Genomic DNA, 20,808 nt, shown 5'->3' with positions numbered 1-20,808 from the left:
GGGACTAAAAATAATTGAAATGGAAATTGAAATGGATGGCATCGGAATTCAATCGCTAAACCCGGTCGCTGAATTCCAGAATGCATCCATTGTATCGGCATCCGGCACTGTCAGGGGCCGAACGACTCGAAAGCCCAGCCACTGGGCATCGGTGTGGTACCACATACTACGTGGCAATTGAGGATCTTGATCCTTCCAACTCGAATCACTTCCACGGCGTGCGGTGCTGCGCAAGTCTTCCGGGTCATCGTCCCAGCTGCCGCCTCGCACGCAACGTGGATACAGCGTTTGGGGAAGGATCAACGGATTCTGTGCGCCCGCGGCGGTCGCTTGATGGTTCGGCTGGAATGCGTCGGCAACCCATTCAGCAACGTTTCCATGCATGTCATGCAGCCCCCACGGGTTTGGTTTTCGAGTACCGACTTTTTGATATTTATCATCGCTGTTGTCGTAGTACCAAGCGTAGTCTTCCAGCGGTTCGTCGCCGCACGAGTAGGGCGTCGTGGTGCCGGCGCGGCATGCGTATTCCCATTCCGCTTCGGTCGGTAAACGATAGAAATGGCCGGTCTGGGCGGACAGCCATTGGCAGTATTTGTTGGCGGCGTGCTGCGTCATGCTAATCGCGGGAAAACCCGACTGGCCCATCCCGAAACTCATTTCCGTATACGGGGGCGTCGGTTGGCTAATGCCATCGACCACCGCATGCACGTCCGCATCGAAGTCGATGCGACCGCCGTGCTTTTCCCGATCGACTTGGGTGACCATGAACGGTTCATATTCGTCCCATGTGACTTCACATCGCCCCATCCAGAATGGAGAAATGCTGACCTCCACCGACGGTTTCTCCGTCTCGTCGGCATCCGCGTCCGCGTCGTCAGCCCCGAACAGGAAGCGGCCCGCGGGGATCGCGACCATGTCGAATTCAGCACCCGTCGCCGGGATCGTTTCGCGATAGTTCGTCAGCGGAACCTTCGGTGCGTCGCCCGTCGTTTCGACAATGAGCGTGTGGATTTTTTGAATCAGTTCGTCATTGTCGCTCGAAACGATTTCGCGACGCGGCGGATCGGAGAACAGCGTCTCTGCTCCAGCGATCCAACAAAGCAGCAAAAAAACGAGGAAGCAGAGACGAGCCATTGAGTTCGGTGGGGATAGGGTATCAAGGGAAGCGGCGTGCAAGATTTTTCAGTCTTTCATTGACACGCCGCGGTGGGGGTTTCGACCTCAATATACTAGTTTGGAGCGACGTGATGGGCGAGCATCGATTTCCTCTCGTCCTGCAGGAGGGGAAGTCAGGGCCCCATCTTTGTTGTCCCGGGCAGGGGCTCGTGTTGGGGCGATTTGGTCGCTCGGGACAATGGTCCCAGGCTACGAACCAGCCAGGCGGTTCAATCGACGGCGAATAGTACCCGGTGGAATCCGAATCCGATCGCGCGGTCATAGACTTCGATACAGTCCGCGAAATTGACGTTGTCATCGGGGTCCACGATCAAGAGGGTGCTGGTCGGCAGGGAGGCAATTCTTGAGAGTTTGGGAAGGAGTTCGCTGAGTGTGGCAACCTCGACGGCACCGAGTTGGTAGCGCGGTCCGCGCGGGCCCATGGTGATTCGCACAACGACTTCTTCGCGACGTGGTTCTGAATCGTTTTGCGTGGATTGAGGTGCTGCGGAATTGCCCTCCGGTTGGACCGCTTTGGTCGCCTTTTCGGGCATCGCAATTTGGCTGGCGATGTCTCGTTCAGGTTTGTCGAAGCTGCTTGTCCAAACAAAGAACACGAGCAATAGAAAGACCACGTCGATCATCGATGTCATGCCGGGGGCATCGTCAGCGGCGCTTCGTCGGTGAGGTGCTTTCATGGCGCGCTCGCTTGCGAGGACGTCGAATCTCGTGGGCTGACGACGATCGCTACGTCCGCCACGCCCTGTTCGGCCAGTTCTTTGAGGATCGGTTCGACGTCGCCGAACGGTGTCGACCGATCGATGCGCAGCCGTACTCGCACACTCGGCGGTTGGTCCGACCGGGTGTGAAGCTGCCGATAGGCGACGAGGCGATCATGGAGATCCGCTACCGGTAGTTGCTCGCTGGCGAAGAAGAACTTTCCGGAGGAGTCGAGCGTGAGGGTTAGCGGAGCGGCGTCGGCATCGTCGAAGTCACCACCATCGGCCTGGGCAAGGGTGACGGGATGCCGGTTTTCTTGCCGCGACAGGTGGCTGGAGACGAGAAAGAAAATGATCAAGAGAAACACGATGTCGATCATCGGTGTCATCGAGATCCGATCCTGCCCACGACGCGACGTCCCACGACGCGATGTTGAACGGTTGGTGAACGGTGATTTCATATGGACTCAGGAACGTCCCGGTGGACAGCTGACATGCGTACGTCATGACAACGTTACCGGAAAACGAGTGGTCAATCCATCCAAAGCCGTCTACAGAAGCGAATAGCTGAGCGAACGCGAAGGAATCGAGCGAGTCGCTGCATTCGCCAAAACGAGGATCCCCACGCTCTGGCGAACGTAGCAAGCTTGCAATTCGACGGCTGTTCCACCGCCTGCATTGCGGCCTGCTGACCGGGCGCCAGCACCGGTGAAGCCGCCGCATTTTTTTGCTTTGCTAGCAAAAAACGCATTTGCTAGCACTACCTGTAGTGTTTTTTCGCTGCAATTTCGCAAGATGTCGAATTCGCTAGCATCTGCATGCCCAGGTTTCTAATTTCCCTGCACGTCGGACGCGTCATTTTGCCGCGCCGCCCAATCCCCCCCTATGTGAAAGGTTGGTTCGAATCGAATCACCGTGACTCAAGACGAGTCATGTTAACGTTCGATGGTTTTCCTCTCTCGCTCTCAATTGATGGATATCAGGGGGAAGAGGTTCGTGAGAATCGCTAACGTTTTGTGGTTAGACTCAGGTGGCAGATTTGACGATGGGCATGCGGGCCACGACGGCCGTCCCCGGAAGTAAAATCTTGCGTGTGTCACGATTCGGCTTAACTCAATCTGAAAGGGTCCCTTCATCGGCAGTGTCCACCTTGGCGTGGCGATCTGTTGTAGGGACTCGGCAAGGTTAATCGCAACGGGCTTTTCCCAAATATTTGCCGAATCGAAGAGGACCTTCAGATGCCACGCAAACCCCTGATCGGGATCAATGCTGATTTCCGAGCTGCCGCTCGGACGACGCCCGCATTTGCCTATATCGGCGAGGGCTACTACCAAAACATTATCAAGGCAGGGGGAGTACCTGTGATCGTTCCACCGCAGGTGGACGAGGAGTCCGCTCACCGCGTGCTCGACGCAGTGGACGGGTTCATGTTCATCGGCGGAGCCGATTTGGATCCTCGAAATGACGGTTTTATGTTGCATCCGAGCGTTCGCCCGCTCCATCCAGGGCGTGAGTTCAGCGACCGCATGCTGATGGCTGAGATTGCCGAGCGTCGCATGCCCGTTTTCGGCATCGGAGTGGGTCACCAGTTGCTCAATGTCCAACAGGGCGGCAATTTGTTCCTGCACATCAAAGAAGACCTCCCGACAGCGGTGCCGCACCTCGACCTGCAAGACACTAATCACCGACACACGCTCGACGTGGTCAGTGATTCCCTGATCGGCCGTGTCTACGGTGACGGTGAAATTCGGGTCACCAGTCGCCATCACATGTCGATCGACGAGGTTGCACCAGGATTCCGCGTGACAGCCCGCTGTCCCGATGGCGTGATCGAGGCCATTGAAAGTGAAATGATCGATTGGTTCGCAATCGGCACTCAGTTCCATCCCGAATCCGACGCTGCCTCGGCATTGGACATCCGAATTTTCGAGGAGTTTGTCGATGCGGTTCGTGAGCACGGCCATCGCTTCGATGAGCAGACCGAACCGGAAAACTTCCACCTCGTCGCATAACGCTACGCAATGAAGGACTCGAAGCACTGCAGGGACTTTGTCGCTGCAGGTACTACGGAGAGAACGTTCGCGAACGAAGCTCAATAAATCACTCGATCGCTCGGCAGTGTTCTCATCTGGTTTTGCACTGGATTGAAAACATGTTGACTACCTCGGCGGCGACCATGGATGGACGCGTTAGCCGGATGCACGGATGCCACGTCGAATTCGTTCGGCAAGGGTAGTGAGCAACTGTCGAACAAGGTGCCCCACGGAGGGGGTGTCGGAGCGAGCGTCCGGATTGACGCTGGATTTTTTGATTTTTTTCGCAAACGCATCAAGTCATGGTCGACAGCGAAACCGGGGCGCCTTCCCGCCAAGGCGCCCCGGTTTTTTTATAACTGTTCAGTCTCGTTAGGTCTAGTTTTTCGAGGGCGGTCTCGTTATGATCTGCCCTCCGCTGTGCGAGCATTCGCGCCCCATCACTCACCCCTGAACCATATTTTATATTATGTATGCCATCTTTGTTGACGGTGGACGCCAATACCGCGTTGAGCCTGGAATGGAAATCGACGTCGATTTCCGCGATACCGCTGAAGGCGAAAACCTGCAATTCGGCACCGTTTTGGCCGTCGGCGGCGACGAAGGCCTGAAGTTAGGCACCCCGACGCTCGAGGGTGTCAGCATCACAGCCTCGGTCCTCGGCAAGTCCATGGACAAGAAGATCTACGTCCAGAAATTCCGTCGCCGTAAACACAGCAAAAAACGCACTGGCCACCGCCAGCCAAACACTCGCGTGCGAATCGAAGAGATCGCAGGCGTCTAGCCATGCGTTGGCCCACTGATGCCACGCCTGTATCTATCTGATTTTGAATTAGGCACCGTGCTCGGGGTCGGCACTGTCGGCACCATTTACGACGGACGAGTGCGTGCCGATGTCGAGCTGACACCATCCTTGGAAGAACTCGCCGGGCAAGACCTGGCGATCAAGATACTGCACCCCGGCGTCAGCAGTGATGACTTGATCCAAGCTCGCTTTCAGCGTGAAATGATGATTCTCGAGCGACTCGAGCATCCCAATGTCATTGGGTATTTTGGGGGTGGTAGCGAGGACGGGAAGTTCTTCTACGTGATGCAGAGGGTGGACGGGGGGACGATCAAAGACCTGATCGTCGAGTCGGGTCGACTCTCGTGGCCTGTTGTCGTGGATGTCGCACGGCAAGTCAGTTCGGCACTCCAGTGTGCCCACAACCACGGTGTCATTCACCGCGATCTCAAGCCAGGGAACCTGTTCCTGACGCGCGACGCGCAGGTGAAGCTGGGTGATTTCGGCATCGCGCGGGACGAGCACTCTGCTGACCTGACTCACCAGGGGCTCACTGTCGGTACCCACGCTTACATGGCACCCGAGCAGATCACCGGCGACACGACGATTTCGGGCAAGGCTGATTTGTATGCGCTCGGATGTTGTATGTTCGAAATGTTGAGCGGCCAGAAAGTCTTCCTCGGGGAGAATTTCGCGCAGTTGTTCGAGCAGCATTTGCGAATGACCCCGCCGCGAGTTTCCACGCTCGTGCCCGATGTGCCGCCTGAACTGGACGATATTATCGACCAGTGTCTTGCTAAGCGGCCTGAGGACCGTCCCTTCAACGCCCGCGCCGTTCAAGGCGTGATGCTGACGATCGGCGAAAAGTATGGGCTGAGCCAGCTGCCCGCTAATTGCGAGCCGCACCTCGAGGCGGCGCAGATCAAGGGTGAGCTTGCACCACAGCCCCACGATGTGGCCGCCGAGAGTGTCACGGGCAAGGGGCGTGAGATGCTCGAGCAGCAGATTCGATCTCGACAGCAGCGCGAGCCGCGAGCGGCGATTCCGGTCTGGAAACTCGTCATGATCGCAGTGTTGCTGATCCTGGTTCTCGGCATCGTGGCATTGTTTGGCTAGCGGGCGAGTTGGTCGCGTGAGCCGGGTCGCATGAGCGGCCGGGTGGCCCGCGTTACCGGGTGCCTCGGGACATTCGGTTCACGATTGCCGGGCGAACTCCGGCTCCATCGACAGCTTCCTAGGGCAGCGGAATCCCGTTGATCACAAAGGGCACTTCGCTTCGGCGGACCGATGTGGGCGAGTCATAGATCAGCTTGGCGCCAGCCGGAGGTGCTCCCACGCCACCGAGGTCGAAGAGGTAGCCGATCCCGACGCCCGATTCGGTTTGTCGATAGACCTCATAACCGAGATGTTCCTTGCGAGTTCCGTCGGGCATGAGCACGTAGACCTCGTTCTCAAAGATCCACTGCCGATGGCTCTCCAGGGCCCGGCCGGCTCCAAAGAGTTCCACGCCCACGCGAATTTCGCTTAGGGGCGAGGCATCTCGAACGGCCTCGATGCTGACGGTCATCGCGTCATGGGTTTGCGACGGGGCGACGTCCCCGATGGCCAGTTCGAATTGCTTTCGTGTGCCCGGGATCAGTGCGGTGACTTGGCCTGAGACGCGAGTGATTTCCTGTGCGTCGGATTGGTTGTCAGCGGCAGCGTCGGCTTGGAGTTCGAGTCGCCGGTGAGGCAATTGCATCGGCAGATAGAACTGGCTCTCGGCGATCTCGCCCGAGGTGGCGATATCAATGCGGTCACCAGAGGCCTGGGGGCGGAGGTCGTCCCCGTTGTCGAGTTTGCCGCGGAGTTCAGCGATCGGAATGCTCAAGCCGATGGGGGTGCGGTTGGGCTGCCAGGAGATGGACATCGTCAGATTCAGGCTGCTCTGTGTGGCATCGCCCAGTACGCGTCGCGCCGTCACGATCGTGGGCTCGAGGCGATAGATGCCCGCGTAGGCTGCCGAATCGGCGCGCGAGGTGCGTCCCAGGCGGCGGGGCACGATCGCCAACCGAGTCCTGTCGCCCGCGTAGAAATTGATATCGAGGTCCGCTTGGTCGAGCACGAGATCGAGCGCCTGCCAGAAGCCCAGCGGGGTCCCGGGCGGGCGAATCGCCTGCCCTCGATCGATGCCTGGGCCCGCTGATTCGAGATCGAATTCCACGCCGCTGGCAAGGCTGATCGCGTCGAGGGCGGCACCGAGCGTGCGTGCGTCTTGCATTTTGACGGCCGTCGTTTCCGTCTCGACGCGAGTCTTCATCTGTCGCCACTGGGCTTTGATTCGCTCCATCCGCTCGCGGGCATCGAGCGAGAGGTCGTCCAGGGTCACGGGGATGTACTCGCTCGCCTCGGGGCCCGCAGCGAGCAGGCGCTGCTCCGCCTCACGCCGGATTTGCGAGGTTGATGCATCCAGCTCCGCCACCCATATCGGTACCTCTTGGGCGAGGTTGGGGGCCGTCTCCGCGGGCGAACTCTGCGGCCTCGATGGCGCCCCGGTTTCGTCGCCCTGGACGCGATTATTCGCAGGCGGCAGTAGCGTGATGATGCTCAGGGCGGCCAAGCCGCGGAGCCACGGCGGAATAGCCCACGGTGCTGGCTGCAGGGCGGACAAGGCGCAGGTGATCATGGGGTCGACTTGGGGAGGAAGCGTGGGGAAGTCGCGAGCAACACTTCCACGCAATTCTAACCGATCAGCGACTCAGTGGCATGGAATTGGTGAGCCACGTGCCCTGCAGCACCGGCCACGGCCGGCTGGCCGCTGGTGCGTGTCGGCTTCGAGGGCAATCAGCGGATCGTTACCGATGAGCCTTCGGAAAGGATCCCAAACACGTCCCGCGAATAATTGCCCGCGATGCTGATGCAGCCTTGGTCGGTCGCGTTTTCTGCCACGGGGCTGCCGTGGACGCTGATACCTTGTCCCAAGTCGATCCACATCGATCCGTACGGATTACGCGGATTTCCCGGGGGCACTGGCGTGCCTGACATGTCGTAATAGGTCTTGGCTGACTTCTTTTCCTGGATCGTGTAGCTGCCTGCACGGGGGGCAGGGTCGTTGCCGATTCCGACTGGAAAACGACCCGCATAGAGATCACCGAGGAACAAGGTCATCTCGTGATTGGTCAGGTCAATGTCGGCGCGGAACGGGCCGCGGACCACCTTGAGGTCGGTCCCCGGCAGCACCGTAATCGGATCGCTAATTCCGTTGATGTTGGCGAGCAACTGCCAGGGGACATCGTACTTCTTCGCGACGTCCATGAGTGTTTCATTGGCGCCGACGCGGTGCGGTTCTTCGAGCAGGTGCTCGGATGAATAAATCACGTCGCGAGCGAGCGGGTCGAGGCGGCTGAGCAGTTGCTCACGCTGCTCGGCCGTCAGATTGGGGGTTTCGTAAAAGAGGCTCAGCGTGGCTAGCGCTTCGCGGCGTCGGTCCTCTTGATACTGGCGATCTGCTGTGGCGACGGCGTTGGCGAGGCCCGCGGCGGCAACGTCTGATTCCGCATCCGTGGGGGTATCCGTCGAAGCCGGTTCGCTAGCGGTTAGCGGCGATTCCAGTTCCGCGGTTTCGGCTGGGTCGGGCAGGCTGAAATCCGAACCGGTTGAAGGGTATTCACGCCCTGGTTCAGGCGAAATTGCAACACTTGTGCCTTCGGGAACCGCCGGTAGGCGACTGGCCGCAGGCGGCAGTTCGGCGTCGACATCACTGAACTGGAACGAAGGGGGTTCACCGAGCGCCGTCGGTTCACTGCCAAATGAGGGGTCCGTCTCGCCAAAACTCATTGCCGAGTCCTTTTCAGGCCCAGGAGAGCTCAGCATATCCGTTGCCATGGACATTTCCCCGGCGTTCTCTGCGGTCCCCGTCTCGATGCCAAAGTCGGCGAAATCGGCGGGCAGTCCATCGCTGAACTCGCCGTCCTCGGACTCCACGAGTAACGACTGCAGGCCCGGGGGCAATGCATCGGGCGGTGTCGTCATCGATACATAGGCGCCATAGAGCACTGTCATCATGAGTACGACGATGGCGGATGTTTTGAGCGTTTGCACGGCGGTCTCTCCCTGCCGGTGAATGTCCCCTGCCCCGAGATGCCGAACGAATCAGCAGGAAGAGACAGGTGAACAGATGTGCGTGGAAACGAATCAGCGGTAGCGCCACAATCCATACGGGCCCGCTTCGTCGCCCCAGGCTTAACGGATTCCCGTGGTAGGCTTCCAGTCCAAATCATCGATTTTCAGAATGATGCAAAAATGCAACGTTTGTGGCGACTGGGAAACGGGTTCGGTAAACTGGTGAAACTGTCCCGCTAGGGGGCGTGTAAAAGTCCTCTTTTTTCAGGGTTTTTTCCACAATTCCCTCAAGTCTTGCCTAGGCTTGTATAGCAGGGACATTCCTTTGAGACGGCATCCATTTCAGCAGCGACTTTTGCAGCCTGCTGCAGCACCAATGGATTTCCCTGGACGGGGTGTTGATCGAATAATCGAACCGATGGCATGTTGCCATCACTCGGGGAAAAGATTGACCTGCCAGTCCAATTGCTATTGTCCACGATGGCTTCATCAAGCAACACAACGAAACTGACGGTCATGAACATCATGCGAAACCAATTTCTCGGCTCCATTTTCAATCGTTCCAGCAGTGCGGCGATACTCGCGTCGTTATTGACGACGGGTATTTCAGCGGTAAATGCGCAAGATGCCTGTTGTTTCCAGCCTGCCTACCGTCTCGAATGTGAAACGGTGATGCAGCCCGAGACGGTGGAGCGATTGCGGGTGACCTACGAGACCAAAATGGTCGAAGAAGAGGTCACCAGTTTCCGGCCGGTGCTCAAGACGCGGACCGAGGAACGCTCCTACAAGGTCGCGCGCCCGGTGACTGAAACGAGTTACCGCGAAGAACGCTACACCATCTATCGGCCGGTCACCGAAACGTCCTACCGCGACGAAACGGTCACGCAGACCCGTTATGTTGACGAGACCGCAGAGCGAGAAGAGAAGGTGACGACCTATCGACCGGTCACCGAAACGCAGATGTATCAGCAGCAATACACCGTGCAGCGGCCGGTGACTGAAACGCAGATGTACCAACGCCAGTACACCGTGCAGCGGCCCGTCGTCGAAACTCAGTATCAGAATGAAACGGTCACTTCCTACCGGCCCGTGACCACCGTGCAGCAGCAAACCGTTGATGCGGGTGGCTATGTGCCGCAGACGACTGTAACTCCCGGTTCGGTACAAAACACAATGGCGTGGAACCCACGTGCCTATGCGGTTCCTGGCCCACTGGGGATTTTTGCACGCGTCCAAGGCGCACCCGTGATGGCTCAGACCGTCACGCCACCCGTCGCACAGACCCAGATGGTCTACCGCCCCAACTACATCACCCAGGATATCTCTCAGACGTCCTACGTTCCCGAATCGCACCAGGTCCAGCGTCCGGTGCAGGTCACCCGGATGCAGTCGGAAGTGGTCACCCAGAATGTGCCCGTTCAAGTGCAACGGATGCAGTCCGAAGTGGTCACCCAGAACATCCCCGTGCAGAAGACTCGCATGGTCCCCGAGACCACGGTCCGCAAGATCCCCTACACCATTCGCCGGCCGGTAACCGAGACAACGACGCGAAAAGTTCCTGTCCAGCACCAACGCTGGGTTGCTGAGCAACGTGTCCGCAAGGTCCCTGTGCAGAGCACTCGCATGGTCTATGAAACCAAGAGCGAGCCGGTGACGGTCCGGTACTACGAGCAGGAAGAGGTGCGGCGAACGGTTCTGCGGCCTGTCACGGTTCCCAAGTACGAGCCGTATACAGTGCAGAGAATGGTGCCACGCCAAGTCGTCGAGCGATTGCCGCTGTCCTATGTGGACCCCTTCAGCTCTGCGATCAGCAGCGGTTACTCGTCCTTCTCGCCGGTCATCGAATCGACCATCGAGTACCCGAGTTCCTCGGCGACGGTGACGCAACCGAGCGATTCGGTGCAGCGAAACCGGGTCAGCCCCGACGATGGCGAGTCGGTGCTAGAGGGCCCCGCTCAAAATGATGACGATCAACCGCTATCCCGAATGGGGCGTGTCGAAATCGACGCGCCGCAGAGCGAGACGGGGGGCGATCAAGGCACCTCCCAAGGCAGTGCCGACCAACAATTGAAGGAGATGTTTGAGGACAGTGATGCCCCTCAGACGTTGCCCGACCCGCAAGACAGTGATCCAGTCGAAATCCCGGAACTCGATGCTCTTCAGACTGGCTGGCAGACCCGCACCCCAGCGGCGTCCACGGTCCGCCCGATCACACACCGCGTGCAGTGGAACCCAACCTTCGCCCGCCAAATTTAGGTCCAGGCCTAACCTCATCAGCTCCGGGCGTGGACCCGATCGTTAGCACTTGACGCGAAGCGTTCGAGTTGCGAAACCGTGCGCACGCGATATTCTCAAGGTCTAAGTATTTCGCGTTTTCTTTTCTTGACTCTGGGTGGCAACCACGCGATTTGGGTGGCAACCACGCAATTGCCGCCGCCGGCATGAAAGCTGAATCAGTACGATGTGTGGAATTGTTGGGTATGTTGGTGGTGATGACGCGGCCGATTTTCTCGTCGAGGGGCTCCGCCGACTTGAGTATCGGGGTTACGACAGTTCGGGGGTAGCGATTGTCTGCGAGGACAAGATTCACGTCACCCGGTCGGTTGGGCGCATTCAGTCGCTGGCCGACCGCTTAGGCGAACCGCCCGCCGGGACACTCGGTCTCGGCCACACGCGTTGGGCCACCCACGGGCCTGCGACCGAGGCCAACGCCCATCCGCACATCGGTGGCGATGGTGAGGTTGTGTTGGTTCATAACGGGGTGATCGAAAATTACCAAGTCCTCAAGGAGGGGCTGATCGAAAAGGGGTATCAATTCCATTCGGCTACCGATTCGGAAGTCATCGCCCATCTGATCGCCGAAGGCCTCGCCAACACCCCGCCGGTCGACGGCCAACCGCATGCCCGGTACGTCACGGCGGTGCAATGGGCGATCGCTCAGCTCCGTGGCACCTATGGTTTGGGGATCGTTTTTCGCAATAAGCCCGGGTTCATGATCGCCGCCCGGTTCGGCAGCCCGCTGGTCATCGGTGTGGGGCGCGGTGAGTATTTTCTCGCCAGCGACGCGTCGCCGATCGCCGGCCGCGCCGACCGCATCGTGTATCTCGCCGACCACCAGCTCGCGGTGCTCACTGCGGACGGATTTTCGGTCCTGCATCGCGACAGCGGCAAGGTGCGCGTGAATATCCAGCCGCTCGAAGCCGAGTCCGGCGATGTGAGCATGAATGGCTACGATCACTACATGCTCAAGGAGATCTATGAGCAGCCCGATGCGTTGCGAAACGCCATGCGGGGGCGGCTGAACGACCAAGACGCTACGGCCGTCTTCGGCGGTTTGAACCTAACTCCTCAGCAGCTTCGCAGCGTCGAGCGAATTATTCTGACCGGCTGTGGGACGAGCTGGCACTCGGCCCTCGTGGGCGAATACCTGATCGAGGAACTCTCGCGAATTCCAGTTTGCGTGGAGTACGCCAGTGAGCTGCGGTACCGCAACCCGCCGATCGAGAACAACACGCTCGTCTTCGGGATCACGCAGAGCGGCGAGACCGCGGACACGCTCGCAGCCCTTAATGAAACGAAGCGCAAGGGGCACCGCACCTTGGCGATTTGCAACGTCGTGGGCAGTTCGATCGCGCAAGCGTCCGATGGCGGAGTGTACTTACATGCAGGCCCCGAGATCGGCGTGGCGAGTACGAAGGCGTTCACGAGCCAGTGCTGCGTGCTGGTGATGCTGGCGCTGTACTTCGGGCGGATGCGGCACATGAGTTTCGAGACTGGCCAGCAGATCATCGAGGATCTGCGCCGTTTGCCAGCCACCATTGAGCAGGCCCTGACGTGCGACCGTGAGGTGCGCAAAGTCGCTGAGAAATACCAGTCCGCGACCAATGTGCTCTACCTCGGCCGCCGCTACAACTTCCCCACGGCGCTCGAAGGCGCCTTGAAACTCAAGGAAATCAGCTATGTCCATGCTGAGGGCTACCCCGCGGCTGAAATGAAGCACGGGCCGATTGCATTGGTAGACACTAAGACTCCCAGTGTATTTATTATGCCGCGAGGCACCACTTACGACAAAGTTCTAGCCAATATGGAGGAGGTAAAGGCGAGGGGAGGACCCGTAATCGCAATCGCCAGTTCTGACGATACGGAAATTCGTAAAATCGCTGACGACGTGATCATGATTCCCGAAGTTCCAGAGTTCTTACAGCCGATTGTATCTGTCATACCACTGCAGTTGCTCTCGTACCACATCGCAGTGCTACGGGGTTGCGACGTGGATAAACCACGCAACTTGGCCAAAAGTGTGACGGTCGAGTAGGATTTACGCTGTGGGGGGGAGCGGGACGGACTATCATTTTTCTCCAAACCGACACTCTTCCTCTTCTTTTAGCGACGGAAACTAGCATTATGGACAATCGAGGCCTTAGTTTTAATTCTCGAAAAGCGCTGACGGTTAATATTGGTGAGCATGCCGCCACCGAATTGGCGGATTTGATATCGCAATTGCTCAGTGAAGTGGAAGAGTTGCGTCGAACCAAAGTGAGTATCACTCGGATTGTCCCGAGCCAGCGTGAGCACCTCCGCGAATACATCGAGGAACCGGTATAGAGCGGGTCCAGACGGAAAAGAGGGTTCAATATTCAGCAAAATCAGTGGGTTCAGAATCCGGAGGATGGCATGTCGTGAAGGCAGGCTTTCATTCGGGGGAACTTGACATTTGGGGGCTAAGTGCCGACAGTGGGAGCGATAGCTCGCGAGAAATGTTTTTCGCTCATCGTCCTGACCCTGGTTTACGATCCGCTGCTAGATGCCTGACTCATCCGCTGCCGCCGCCCCTGTACCGGCTTCTTCCCCCGTCTCGACCGGCAACCGTACGTTGCTGGATAAAATCTGGGACGAACACGTCGTCTATGCACCTGCAGGCGAAGCGTCGATTGCCTACATCGACCTGCACCTCGTGCACGAGGTAACCAGCCCGCAGGCGTTTGAAGGGCTGCGAATCAATGGGCGCAGTGTTCGTCGACCCGAGCGAACGATCGCGACACCCGATCACAACGTGCCGACCTCCGACCGCAGTCTGCCGATCGCCGATCCGATCGCCCGCAAACAGATCGAGACGCTGCGACAGAACTGCAAAGAATTCGGTGTGCAGTTGTTCGATATCGACGATGTCCGCCAAGGCATCGTGCATGTGATCGGCCCTGAGAACGGTTACACCCAGCCCGGGATGACCATTGTGTGTGGTGACTCGCACACAGCCACCCACGGTGCATTCGGTGCCCTCGCCTTCGGCATTGGTACCAGTGAGGTCGAGCACGTCTTGGCCACGCAAACGCTGCTGCAGTTCAAGCCTAAGACGTTTGAACTCCGCGTTGATGGCGAACTGCCTCGTGGCGTCACGGCCAAAGACATGATTCTGTATCTGATCGGCCAGATCGGCACTGCGGGCGGCACGGGGTACGTGATCGAATTCACCGGCGACTGTGTCCGTGCGATGTCGATGGAAGAACGCATGACGGTCTGCAATATGTCGATCGAGGCTGGTGCTCGGGCGGGCATGATCGCGCCGGACCAAACGACATTCGATTACCTCCGTGGCCGTCCCGAAGCCCCGAAGGATTTCGATGCAGCCGTCGAGCGGTGGAAAAAGCTGCCGACCGATGCGGGCGCGAGCTACGATCGCAGCAACGTCTACCAAGGCAGCGATATTCGGCCGCAGGTCACCTGGGGTACCAACCCCGGTCAAGTCGTCAGTGTGGACGGTCGCGTTCCCGATCCGGCCGACTCGTCCGACGCAGGCGATCAGAAAACAACGGCATTGTCGCTGCAATACATGGATCTCAAAGCAGGCACGCCGATCACTGATATTAATATCAATCGGGTCTTCATCGGCTCCTGTACCAACGCCCGCATCGAAGATTTGCGTGCCGCCGCCGCCGTTGTCAAAGGGCATCGCTGCAGTAGTGATGTCAGTGCGATGATCGTCCCAGGCAGCGGGCGGGTCAAGTCTCAAGCCGAGCAGGAAGGCCTCGATCAAATCTTTATCGACGCCGGTCTGGATTGGCGTGAGGCCGGATGCAGCATGTGTCTGGCGATGAACCCTGACAAGCTCGCACCGGGGGAACGTTGTGCCAGCACGAGCAACCGCAACTTTGAAGGCCGGCAAGGTAAGGGCGGACGGACGCATTTGGTCAGCCCCGCGATGGCCGCCGCTGCCGCCATCAAAGGCCACTTCGTGGATATCCGCGACTGGGATTACAAAAACTAAAACGAGGGCTCAGGAGAGCGAAGGGTTCAGGGTTCAGAGCAACCATGAAGCCACCGCTGGCCTCCTGAACTCGCCGCTTTTCTAAATCCTTGTTCTATCTGAACCCTTTTTCTACCTGAACTCTTTTTGATGCAACATTTCACCATTCATCAAGGCGTTGTCGCGACGCTGGACCGTGCCAACGTCGATACCGACGCGATCATCCCAAAACAATTTCTGAAACGCATTGAGCGGACTGGGTTCGGCCAGTTCCTCTTTTTCGATTGGCGTTTTCTCGATGATGGGACGACTGAGAATCCGGATTTCGAGCTCAATCGCGTCAATGTCAAAGGCGCCTCGGTCTTGGTCTCACGCCAGAACTTTGGAAGTGGCAGCAGCCGTGAGCATGCTGTTTGGGCGCTGGACGATTATGGATTTCGCGCGATCATCGCACCCTCGTTTGCGGATATCTTCTACAACAACGCGTTCAAGAACGGTCTGCTGCCGATCGTGCTCAGCGAAGCCGATGTCGAAGAGCTGTTCCAGCGGGCGGCTAAGGGCAATCCCTATCAGCTCACCGTGAATTTGGAGAACCAAACGGTTTCGGATGGTCAGGGCTTCGAGCGATCCTTCGAGGTCGACGCGAGCCGCCGTGAGAAGCTACTGCATGGTCTCGACGATATCGCTCAAACGCTGCAGTACGAAGACAAAATCACGGCCTACGAAGCCAAAATGGCGTCGTAGCGTCGCGTGGAGAGGCGAGCGACAATTGGCATGTGATCTGCGTGTTCAGGTGAGCGTCCACCAATCGGGTGCCAGAAATTCCGCCCTGGTTGGCTTCAATCTTGGCCTATCTGGTTAGGACGCTTGTCCCCTCCGGTCTCGACCACTCGCTTGCAGAACCTCCATGTCTACCTACGAACGCACATCAGACGGCCCCCATCCTGCGACGCACGGCGATTTTCATCCCGCCGGTGAGCAGGGTGCGGTGTTTTTCCAACCCACTCACCCGGTCCTGCTGGGATATGTGTTCTGGATCATTGGTTTTACCGGTGCCCATCGCTTCTACTATGGCAAACCGCTGACCGGGGCGCTGTGGTTCTTCACCGGCGGTCTGCTACTGGTCGGCTGGATCGTGGACGTGTTCCTGATCCCCGCCATGTCCGAGGAGGCTAGCGCTCGCTATCCGCAACGGGAAACCGACTACAGCCTCGCCTGGGTATTGTTGGTTTTCCTCGGGATTTTCGGCGCCCATCGGTTTTACATGGGGAAATTCGTAACCGGATTGGTGTACCTGTTGACCGGCGGGTTGTTTGGGATCGGTTACGTGTACGATATCTGCACGCTCAACGACCAAATCAAGTTCTCCTAAGGGCCGCGGCGGAATGGATCGCCTGTGACGGAACGGTGATGCATGATGCGACAATCGTAAACTCTGATCTTGCCGCGTCACCTCCGCACGCTGTATTTTCGCGCGGTACTCTCAGGTTAATCTTCTATTCTGCGAATGGGAACGGATCCCAATGTATTGCATTCATTGCGGCGCCGCTGGCGTGGGGAAGTTCTGCGCTTCCTGCGGGCAGAGCCAGTCTCCCGTTTCAAGCCAGCCAGTTCCAACGCCAGTGCCATCGGGCGACAGGTCCGGCGTGAGCTCACCAATGGCGGCGAGTGACATCATCGAACTGACGGATCTCGACTGTGAGGTTGGGTGGACGGATTCGATTCATTACGAGACGATTCTGAACCACGCCCATGTGCGGCAGCGAATCGCTGCGGCCTCGCGTGCGGCGGGGCCAAGCGTGACTGGCGAGGACATCTTAGAAGTTTTCGATGCGGTATCGCCCATCGGTTTTTCGCTGGCCAAGTTCACCAAAGCGATTCTGCCACTCTACGATAAATTGGGAATCAAGACCGACCGCCAGGCCCAGTGCAGCTATGACGCAGCGCCGGGGCGGTTGATGTTAGCGACGCTTTGCACGATCGCATCCCATTCCTTGGTGATTGATGAAGTGCATCAAGCACCTGATAAATGTTCGCTGAGCACCGAGATTCCATCCGGCTTGATTACCAATCGAGGCCGGCTGATTATTTTGGTTGAAAGTTGCCCATCACACTGCGAAATCACTCTCAATACGATCATTTCGGGACAGTGGTACGATTGGGGCAAGTCCAATCGTTTGATCTCCAGCATGTTGGCGGCGATTCTTGCGGATCTGACAGATCAATACCGTGGGCAGTGCCCGCAGTTCCGCCGAGCTGCCTGACTCGGCGACCATTCACGGCGGGGAGTCCGCACGCTTCCGCCGGATGATCCCTCATTTCTGAGTTCTATCTACGAACGGATCCGCAGGTGTTTAGTGCGGTTGGCGTTGCTTCGGCCCGAAACTCGGTGAGTCGATGGTGAATCGATCTCCCCTTGAGTTGGTGGGCGACCAATCAGCGCTGTCCAAATCGGGATCCACCTGCGGCGGTGGTTGCGGCTGAAAACCTGACGTGTGGATCTGAAATCTGCCGGCGTAGCGTCGCCGCAGAAAACTGCCCACGGTCCGGCGGCCGAATGGTGTCAGCATGAAAAATCCAAGGGAATCGGTTAGCAGTCCCGGGGTGAGCAGGAGCGCCGCGGCGAATGCGATCATCATGCCATCTTGGATTTCACGCCCCGGCATCCGTCCGGAGGCGAGGGCCTCCCGGAATCGTATCAGCGCGGCCAAGCCTTCACGGCGGGCCAGAAGCGAGCCGATCACGCCCGTCACGATCACAATCGTCAGCGTGGTCAGCCAACTGGTCGCGTCCGCCATCCGCAGCAGCAATATGAGCTCGATGAACGGGACGCAAATGAATAGGGCAAAGAGGCGAATTAACATGATTGAACCTTGCATGAGTGCTCGACACCGTCGGACAGACAGAACGCAAATGCCGCTGGCGGCCTGCCAGCCTGCCAGCCTGGCATTCCGGCTCGTCAAATGACGTCAATCACCCTGAGGACGCGAATGCCGTTCCAAAGGTGTTTTATGGTGTGGAAGTTGCCTCACATCGGCTAGAATGGCTCGTGAATCCGATGTCACACTTTTTAATAGGTGCCCTCCTCATGCCTCGATTGTTCGCCGCCTTCAGCTTTTTAATCTTGATCACCGGGGTGGCCTATGCCGCGCCGCCGGCTAATGTTTTGGTCATTCTCGCTGATGACTGCACCTACAACGATCTGCCCGTTTACGGTGGACGCAACGCCCTCACCCCCAACATCGACCAACTCGCCACCGAGGGTTTGGTGTTCAATCAGGCGTACGTGGCCGAGGCGATGTGCCAGCCCTGTCGCGCCGAACTGTATTCCGGTCTGTACCCGATGGGAAACGGCTGTGCGTGGAACCACTCGGCGAGCTTTGACGACATCCAGACGATGCCGGATTACTTGGGCGAGGTCGGCTATCGCGTTGGGATTGCGGGCAAGGTTCACGTCAAACCTGATCAAGCGTTCCCGTTTGAATCTGTCGGTGGCTATGATGCCAGCTGCGTTCGCGATCCGACGCGGGCACATGACATCAGCGAGGTGCAGACCTTCGTGACGCGAAACAAAGACGAGCCGTTCTGCCTCGTCGTGGCCCTGGTCGATCCGCACGTTCCCTGGGTGATGGGGGATGCGTCGGCTTATCCGCCCGCTGACATTGAGCTGCCACCGAACATTGCCGATACGAAGTTAACGCGGGAAGGTTTTTCACGTTATCTCGCGGAGATCACCTACATGGATGGTCAGGTCGGCGAGTTGCTAGCGATGTTGAAAGCGACCGGGCACGACGATGACACGCTGGTGCTGTTTTCCTCCGAGCAGGGATCGCAGTTTCCTGGCAACAAATGGACGAACTGGAGCACGGGGCTTCATACGGCGCTGATCGCGAGATGGCCGGGCGTGATCCCGGCCGGACAACGCACCGACGCATTGGTTCAGTACGCAGACGTGCTGCCAACTCTCATCGACGTGGCCGGTGGCGAAGTGGATCCTACCGCCTTGGATGGGACCAGTTTCTTGCCGGTGTTGCGCCGCGAGAGCGAGCACCATCGCGATTACGTCTATGGTGTTCACAACAACGTCCCCGAGGGACCGCCCTACCCCATCCGATCGATCAGCAACGGAACGTATCGCTACATCCGGAACCTGAGTCCAGAGAAGATGTATATCGAAAAACATGTGATGGCGTCCGAGCCCAGCACGCACGTCGCCCGCAACTATTGGCGCACGTGGGTCTGGGATGCGACCACCAAGCCGCGTGTTTATGAACTGGTTGAGCGGTACCAGCGCCGCCCTGCCGAGACGCTGTATCACACCGCTTCGGACCCTTATGAGATGCAGGATCTAATCGACTCGGATTCTACTGCCGAGATCCAGCAAACGCTCAGTGATGAGCTGGACCGCTGGCTGGAATCTCAAGGCGATCCCGGCATCGAGCAGGACACAATGGCCTCGCAGCGCGCCGCTAAAAAAGGGAACCATCGCTTTCGCGTGCCGGCTAAATAGCAGTCTCGTTCCGGGACGCTGAGTCGAGCCTCGGCTACCAATTGATCTGGTGATCGATTTGCGTGGGTTGCTAGGGTAAGCGGGAATCCCGTGCTTGCCTGGCAGAGTTGCGTGTGGCAGCGTTGAACGATCCCCCGCGACTGGTACGACAACCCCATGCCTAATCCACTCTCCGATTTGGTGGCGCCGCGATTTTTGATTTCTCGCATGAGTGCGATCGGCGACGCGATCCTGACGCTGCCGGTCGCATGTTGTCTGCGTGACTACTTCCCCGATGCCTACATTGCCTGGGTCGTCGAGTCCAAGGCCGCACCGATGGTTCGCGGCCATCGGGCGCTCGATGCAGTCATCGAACTTCAGCGGGGCTGGTTCACTTCCCCGCGGGGACTGAGCGAGGCGTGTGCGACGCTCCGAGAGCATCGATTTGAGATCGCGATTGATTGTCAGGGAAACACCAAGTCTGCGCTGGCGGGAAAGTTGTCGGGGGCGCCTAGGCGGATCGGGTTCTCCGGCAAGCACGGTGGTGAGCTGAGCCGATTCTTCAACAACGAAAAAATTACGCCGGTTTTTCATCACATCACGGACCGTTCCCTCGAGTTACTCACCTCGCTGGGGATCCATCATCCGCAGGTGCGTTGGGACCTGCCGCTCGATGACGGGGATCGAAAGTGGGCGGAAGGGTTCCGCAATACGATTGGTACGCCGCGGGTAGCGATCTTGAACCCGGGTGGGACGTGGCCGTCGAAATTGTGGGAAGCCGATCGATTTGCGTCCACGGCGCGATACCTGGCCGACCGCTATGGCTATCACAGTTTGGTCGTGTGGGGGTCGTTCGAGGAAAGATTGATGGCAGAGGAGATCGTCGCCATGTCGGAGGGGACCGCGACGCTCGCTCCCAACACAAGCCTGAAAACGCTCGCCGCACTTATTCAGACTGCCGACTTGTTCATCAGCGGTGACACTGGGCCGCTGCATATGTCGGTCGCTGTCGGCACGCCGACGATCGGGCTCTATGGTGCCACGCGCCCCGGCGACAGTGGTCCGTACGAGCAAGCGGCACTGCAGTTGCAGTACGAAGCCGGCAGTCGTCGCCATCGGCGGCAAGCCTCCAATCGAGCGATGCGGGCGATCGGCGTTGAGCATGTGTGTGCAGTGCTCGACAACATGCACCACATGTCCGTCGTGCGGGCGGCCTAGCGATAGCGAGACCCTCAAACGCGTCGAATCCAAGGCGGCTACCGTCACCAGGTGGTGGACTCCGC

18 protein-coding genes are annotated in these 20,808 nt (G+C 58.5%); 12 read left to right on the top strand and 6 right to left on the bottom strand.

What is annotated here, in order from left to right:
* Positions 1–48: 48 nt before the first annotated feature.
* The 3 genes from SH410x_RS25225 to SH410x_RS25215 form a co-directional block, all read right to left on the bottom strand.
* Complete coding sequence (locus tag SH410x_RS25225) at positions 49–1,134, bottom strand: formylglycine-generating enzyme family protein (protein ID WP_473671887.1); 1,086 nt, start codon at positions 1,132–1,134, stop codon at positions 49–51.
* Between the two features lie 251 nt (positions 1,135–1,385).
* Complete coding sequence (locus tag SH410x_RS25220) at positions 1,386–1,853, bottom strand: biopolymer transporter ExbD (RefSeq protein ID WP_473671885.1); 468 nt, start codon at positions 1,851–1,853, stop codon at positions 1,386–1,388.
* Positions 1,850–2,335 (bottom strand): ExbD/TolR family protein, encoded by a 486-nt coding sequence (locus SH410x_RS25215; protein WP_473671883.1) that lies wholly within the window; start codon positions 2,333–2,335, stop codon positions 1,850–1,852. Before SH410x_RS25215 ends, SH410x_RS25220 begins: the two co-directional genes overlap by 4 nt.
* A gap of 777 nt (positions 2,336–3,112) precedes the next feature.
* On the opposite strand from SH410x_RS25215, the gene SH410x_RS25210 reads away from it, so the two are divergent.
* From SH410x_RS25210 to SH410x_RS25200, 3 genes are all read left to right on the top strand, one after another.
* Entirely contained in the window at positions 3,113–3,886 is a 774-nt protein-coding gene (locus tag SH410x_RS25210; protein WP_473671881.1) for a gamma-glutamyl-gamma-aminobutyrate hydrolase family protein, read from the top strand.
* Positions 3,887–4,376: 490 nt separating this feature from the next.
* The gene (rplU, locus tag SH410x_RS25205) at positions 4,377–4,691 is read left to right on the top strand and encodes a 50S ribosomal protein L21 (RefSeq protein WP_146406158.1); all 315 of its coding nucleotides are present in this window, start codon (positions 4,377–4,379) and stop codon (positions 4,689–4,691) included.
* An 18-nt stretch (positions 4,692–4,709) separates the two neighbouring features.
* Positions 4,710–5,807, top strand: coding sequence for a serine/threonine protein kinase (locus SH410x_RS25200; RefSeq protein ID WP_473671879.1), 1,098 nt, complete (start codon positions 4,710–4,712; stop codon positions 5,805–5,807).
* Positions 5,808–5,925: 118 nt separating this feature from the next.
* Here the strand turns inward: SH410x_RS25200 and SH410x_RS25195 are convergent, their stop codons facing one another.
* On the bottom strand, positions 5,926–7,356 hold the full coding sequence (locus SH410x_RS25195) for a hypothetical protein (RefSeq protein ID WP_473671877.1): 1,431 nt from the start codon (positions 7,354–7,356) through the stop codon (positions 5,926–5,928).
* 158 nt (positions 7,357–7,514) lie between these two features.
* Positions 7,515–8,732 carry a L,D-transpeptidase family protein gene (locus tag SH410x_RS25190; protein WP_473677397.1) on the bottom strand — a complete coding sequence of 406 codons (1,218 nt, stop codon included), beginning with the start codon at positions 8,730–8,732 and terminating at the stop codon, positions 7,515–7,517.
* A 483-nt stretch (positions 8,733–9,215) separates the two neighbouring features.
* Here SH410x_RS25190 and SH410x_RS25185 point away from each other — a divergent pair, with 483 nt between their 5' ends.
* The 7 genes from SH410x_RS25185 to SH410x_RS25155 all read left to right on the top strand — a co-directional run bounded on the left by SH410x_RS25185 (position 9,216) and on the right by SH410x_RS25155 (position 17,300).
* The gene (locus tag SH410x_RS25185) at positions 9,216–11,048 is read left to right on the top strand and encodes a hypothetical protein (protein ID WP_473671875.1); all 1,833 of its coding nucleotides are present in this window, start codon (positions 9,216–9,218) and stop codon (positions 11,046–11,048) included.
* A 205-nt stretch (positions 11,049–11,253) separates the two neighbouring features.
* Complete coding sequence (gene glmS / locus SH410x_RS25180; protein WP_473671873.1) at positions 11,254–13,107, top strand: glutamine--fructose-6-phosphate transaminase (isomerizing); 1,854 nt, start codon at positions 11,254–11,256, stop codon at positions 13,105–13,107.
* Between the two features lie 89 nt (positions 13,108–13,196).
* Positions 13,197–13,397, top strand: coding sequence for a hypothetical protein (locus tag SH410x_RS25175; RefSeq protein WP_473671871.1), 201 nt, complete (start codon positions 13,197–13,199; stop codon positions 13,395–13,397).
* A 199-nt stretch (positions 13,398–13,596) separates the two neighbouring features.
* A complete protein-coding gene (gene leuC, locus SH410x_RS25170) occupies positions 13,597–15,057 on the top strand; it encodes a 3-isopropylmalate dehydratase large subunit (RefSeq protein WP_473671870.1) in 1,461 nt (486 codons plus the stop codon).
* 129 nt (positions 15,058–15,186) lie between these two features.
* Positions 15,187–15,780: a 3-isopropylmalate dehydratase small subunit gene (leuD, locus tag SH410x_RS25165; protein ID WP_473671868.1), complete on the top strand. Its 594-nt coding sequence runs from the start codon at positions 15,187–15,189 to the stop codon at positions 15,778–15,780.
* A 163-nt stretch (positions 15,781–15,943) separates the two neighbouring features.
* A complete protein-coding gene (locus SH410x_RS25160; protein ID WP_473671866.1) occupies positions 15,944–16,408 on the top strand; it encodes an NINE protein in 465 nt (154 codons plus the stop codon).
* Positions 16,409–16,682: 274 nt separating this feature from the next.
* Positions 16,683–17,300, top strand: a complete 618-nt coding sequence (locus SH410x_RS25155; protein ID WP_473671864.1) for a hypothetical protein — start codon at positions 16,683–16,685, stop codon at positions 17,298–17,300.
* Positions 17,301–17,390: 90 nt separating this feature from the next.
* Here SH410x_RS25155 and SH410x_RS25150 read toward each other — a convergent pair whose 3' ends face one another.
* Positions 17,391–17,900, bottom strand: coding sequence for an FxsA family protein (locus tag SH410x_RS25150; protein WP_473671862.1), 510 nt, complete (start codon positions 17,898–17,900; stop codon positions 17,391–17,393).
* A 224-nt stretch (positions 17,901–18,124) separates the two neighbouring features.
* Here SH410x_RS25150 and SH410x_RS25145 point away from each other — a divergent pair, with 224 nt between their 5' ends.
* Positions 18,125–19,546 carry a sulfatase family protein gene (locus tag SH410x_RS25145; RefSeq protein WP_473671861.1) on the top strand — a complete coding sequence of 474 codons (1,422 nt, stop codon included), beginning with the start codon at positions 18,125–18,127 and terminating at the stop codon, positions 19,544–19,546.
* A 156-nt stretch (positions 19,547–19,702) separates the two neighbouring features.
* A complete protein-coding gene (locus SH410x_RS25140) occupies positions 19,703–20,743 on the top strand; it encodes a glycosyltransferase family 9 protein (RefSeq protein ID WP_473671859.1) in 1,041 nt (346 codons plus the stop codon).
* Positions 20,744–20,808 lie beyond the last annotated feature (65 nt).

It is taken from the genome of Rhodopirellula sp. SH410, from assembly GCF_055811895.1.
This window is presented reverse-complemented; position numbering and strand designations above follow the sequence as displayed.

Coding starts and splice junctions, on each gene's coding strand:
- SH410x_RS25225 (WP_473671887.1), bottom strand. CDS start 1,134: ATGGCTCGTCTCTGCTTCCTCGTTTTTTTGCTGCTTTGTTGGATCGCT.
- SH410x_RS25220 (WP_473671885.1), bottom strand. CDS start 1,853: ATGAAAGCACCTCACCGACGAAGCGCCGCTGACGATGCCCCCGGCATG.
- SH410x_RS25215 (WP_473671883.1), bottom strand. CDS start 2,335: ATGAAATCACCGTTCACCAACCGTTCAACATCGCGTCGTGGGACGTCG.
- SH410x_RS25210 (WP_473671881.1), top strand. CDS start 3,113: ATGCCACGCAAACCCCTGATCGGGATCAATGCTGATTTCCGAGCTGCC.
- rplU (WP_146406158.1), top strand. CDS start 4,377: ATGTATGCCATCTTTGTTGACGGTGGACGCCAATACCGCGTTGAGCCT.
- SH410x_RS25200 (WP_473671879.1), top strand. CDS start 4,710: ATGCCACGCCTGTATCTATCTGATTTTGAATTAGGCACCGTGCTCGGG.
- SH410x_RS25195 (WP_473671877.1), bottom strand. CDS start 7,356: ATGATCACCTGCGCCTTGTCCGCCCTGCAGCCAGCACCGTGGGCTATT.
- SH410x_RS25190 (WP_473677397.1), bottom strand. CDS start 8,732: ATGACAGTGCTCTATGGCGCCTATGTATCGATGACGACACCGCCCGAT.
- SH410x_RS25185 (WP_473671875.1), top strand. CDS start 9,216: ATGTTGCCATCACTCGGGGAAAAGATTGACCTGCCAGTCCAATTGCTA.
- glmS (WP_473671873.1), top strand. CDS start 11,254: ATGTGTGGAATTGTTGGGTATGTTGGTGGTGATGACGCGGCCGATTTT.
- SH410x_RS25175 (WP_473671871.1), top strand. CDS start 13,197: ATGGACAATCGAGGCCTTAGTTTTAATTCTCGAAAAGCGCTGACGGTT.
- leuC (WP_473671870.1), top strand. CDS start 13,597: ATGCCTGACTCATCCGCTGCCGCCGCCCCTGTACCGGCTTCTTCCCCC.
- leuD (WP_473671868.1), top strand. CDS start 15,187: ATGCAACATTTCACCATTCATCAAGGCGTTGTCGCGACGCTGGACCGT.
- SH410x_RS25160 (WP_473671866.1), top strand. CDS start 15,944: ATGTCTACCTACGAACGCACATCAGACGGCCCCCATCCTGCGACGCAC.
- SH410x_RS25150 (WP_473671862.1), bottom strand. CDS start 17,900: ATGTTAATTCGCCTCTTTGCCCTATTCATTTGCGTCCCGTTCATCGAG.
- SH410x_RS25145 (WP_473671861.1), top strand. CDS start 18,125: ATGCCTCGATTGTTCGCCGCCTTCAGCTTTTTAATCTTGATCACCGGG.
- SH410x_RS25140 (WP_473671859.1), top strand. CDS start 19,703: ATGCCTAATCCACTCTCCGATTTGGTGGCGCCGCGATTTTTGATTTCT.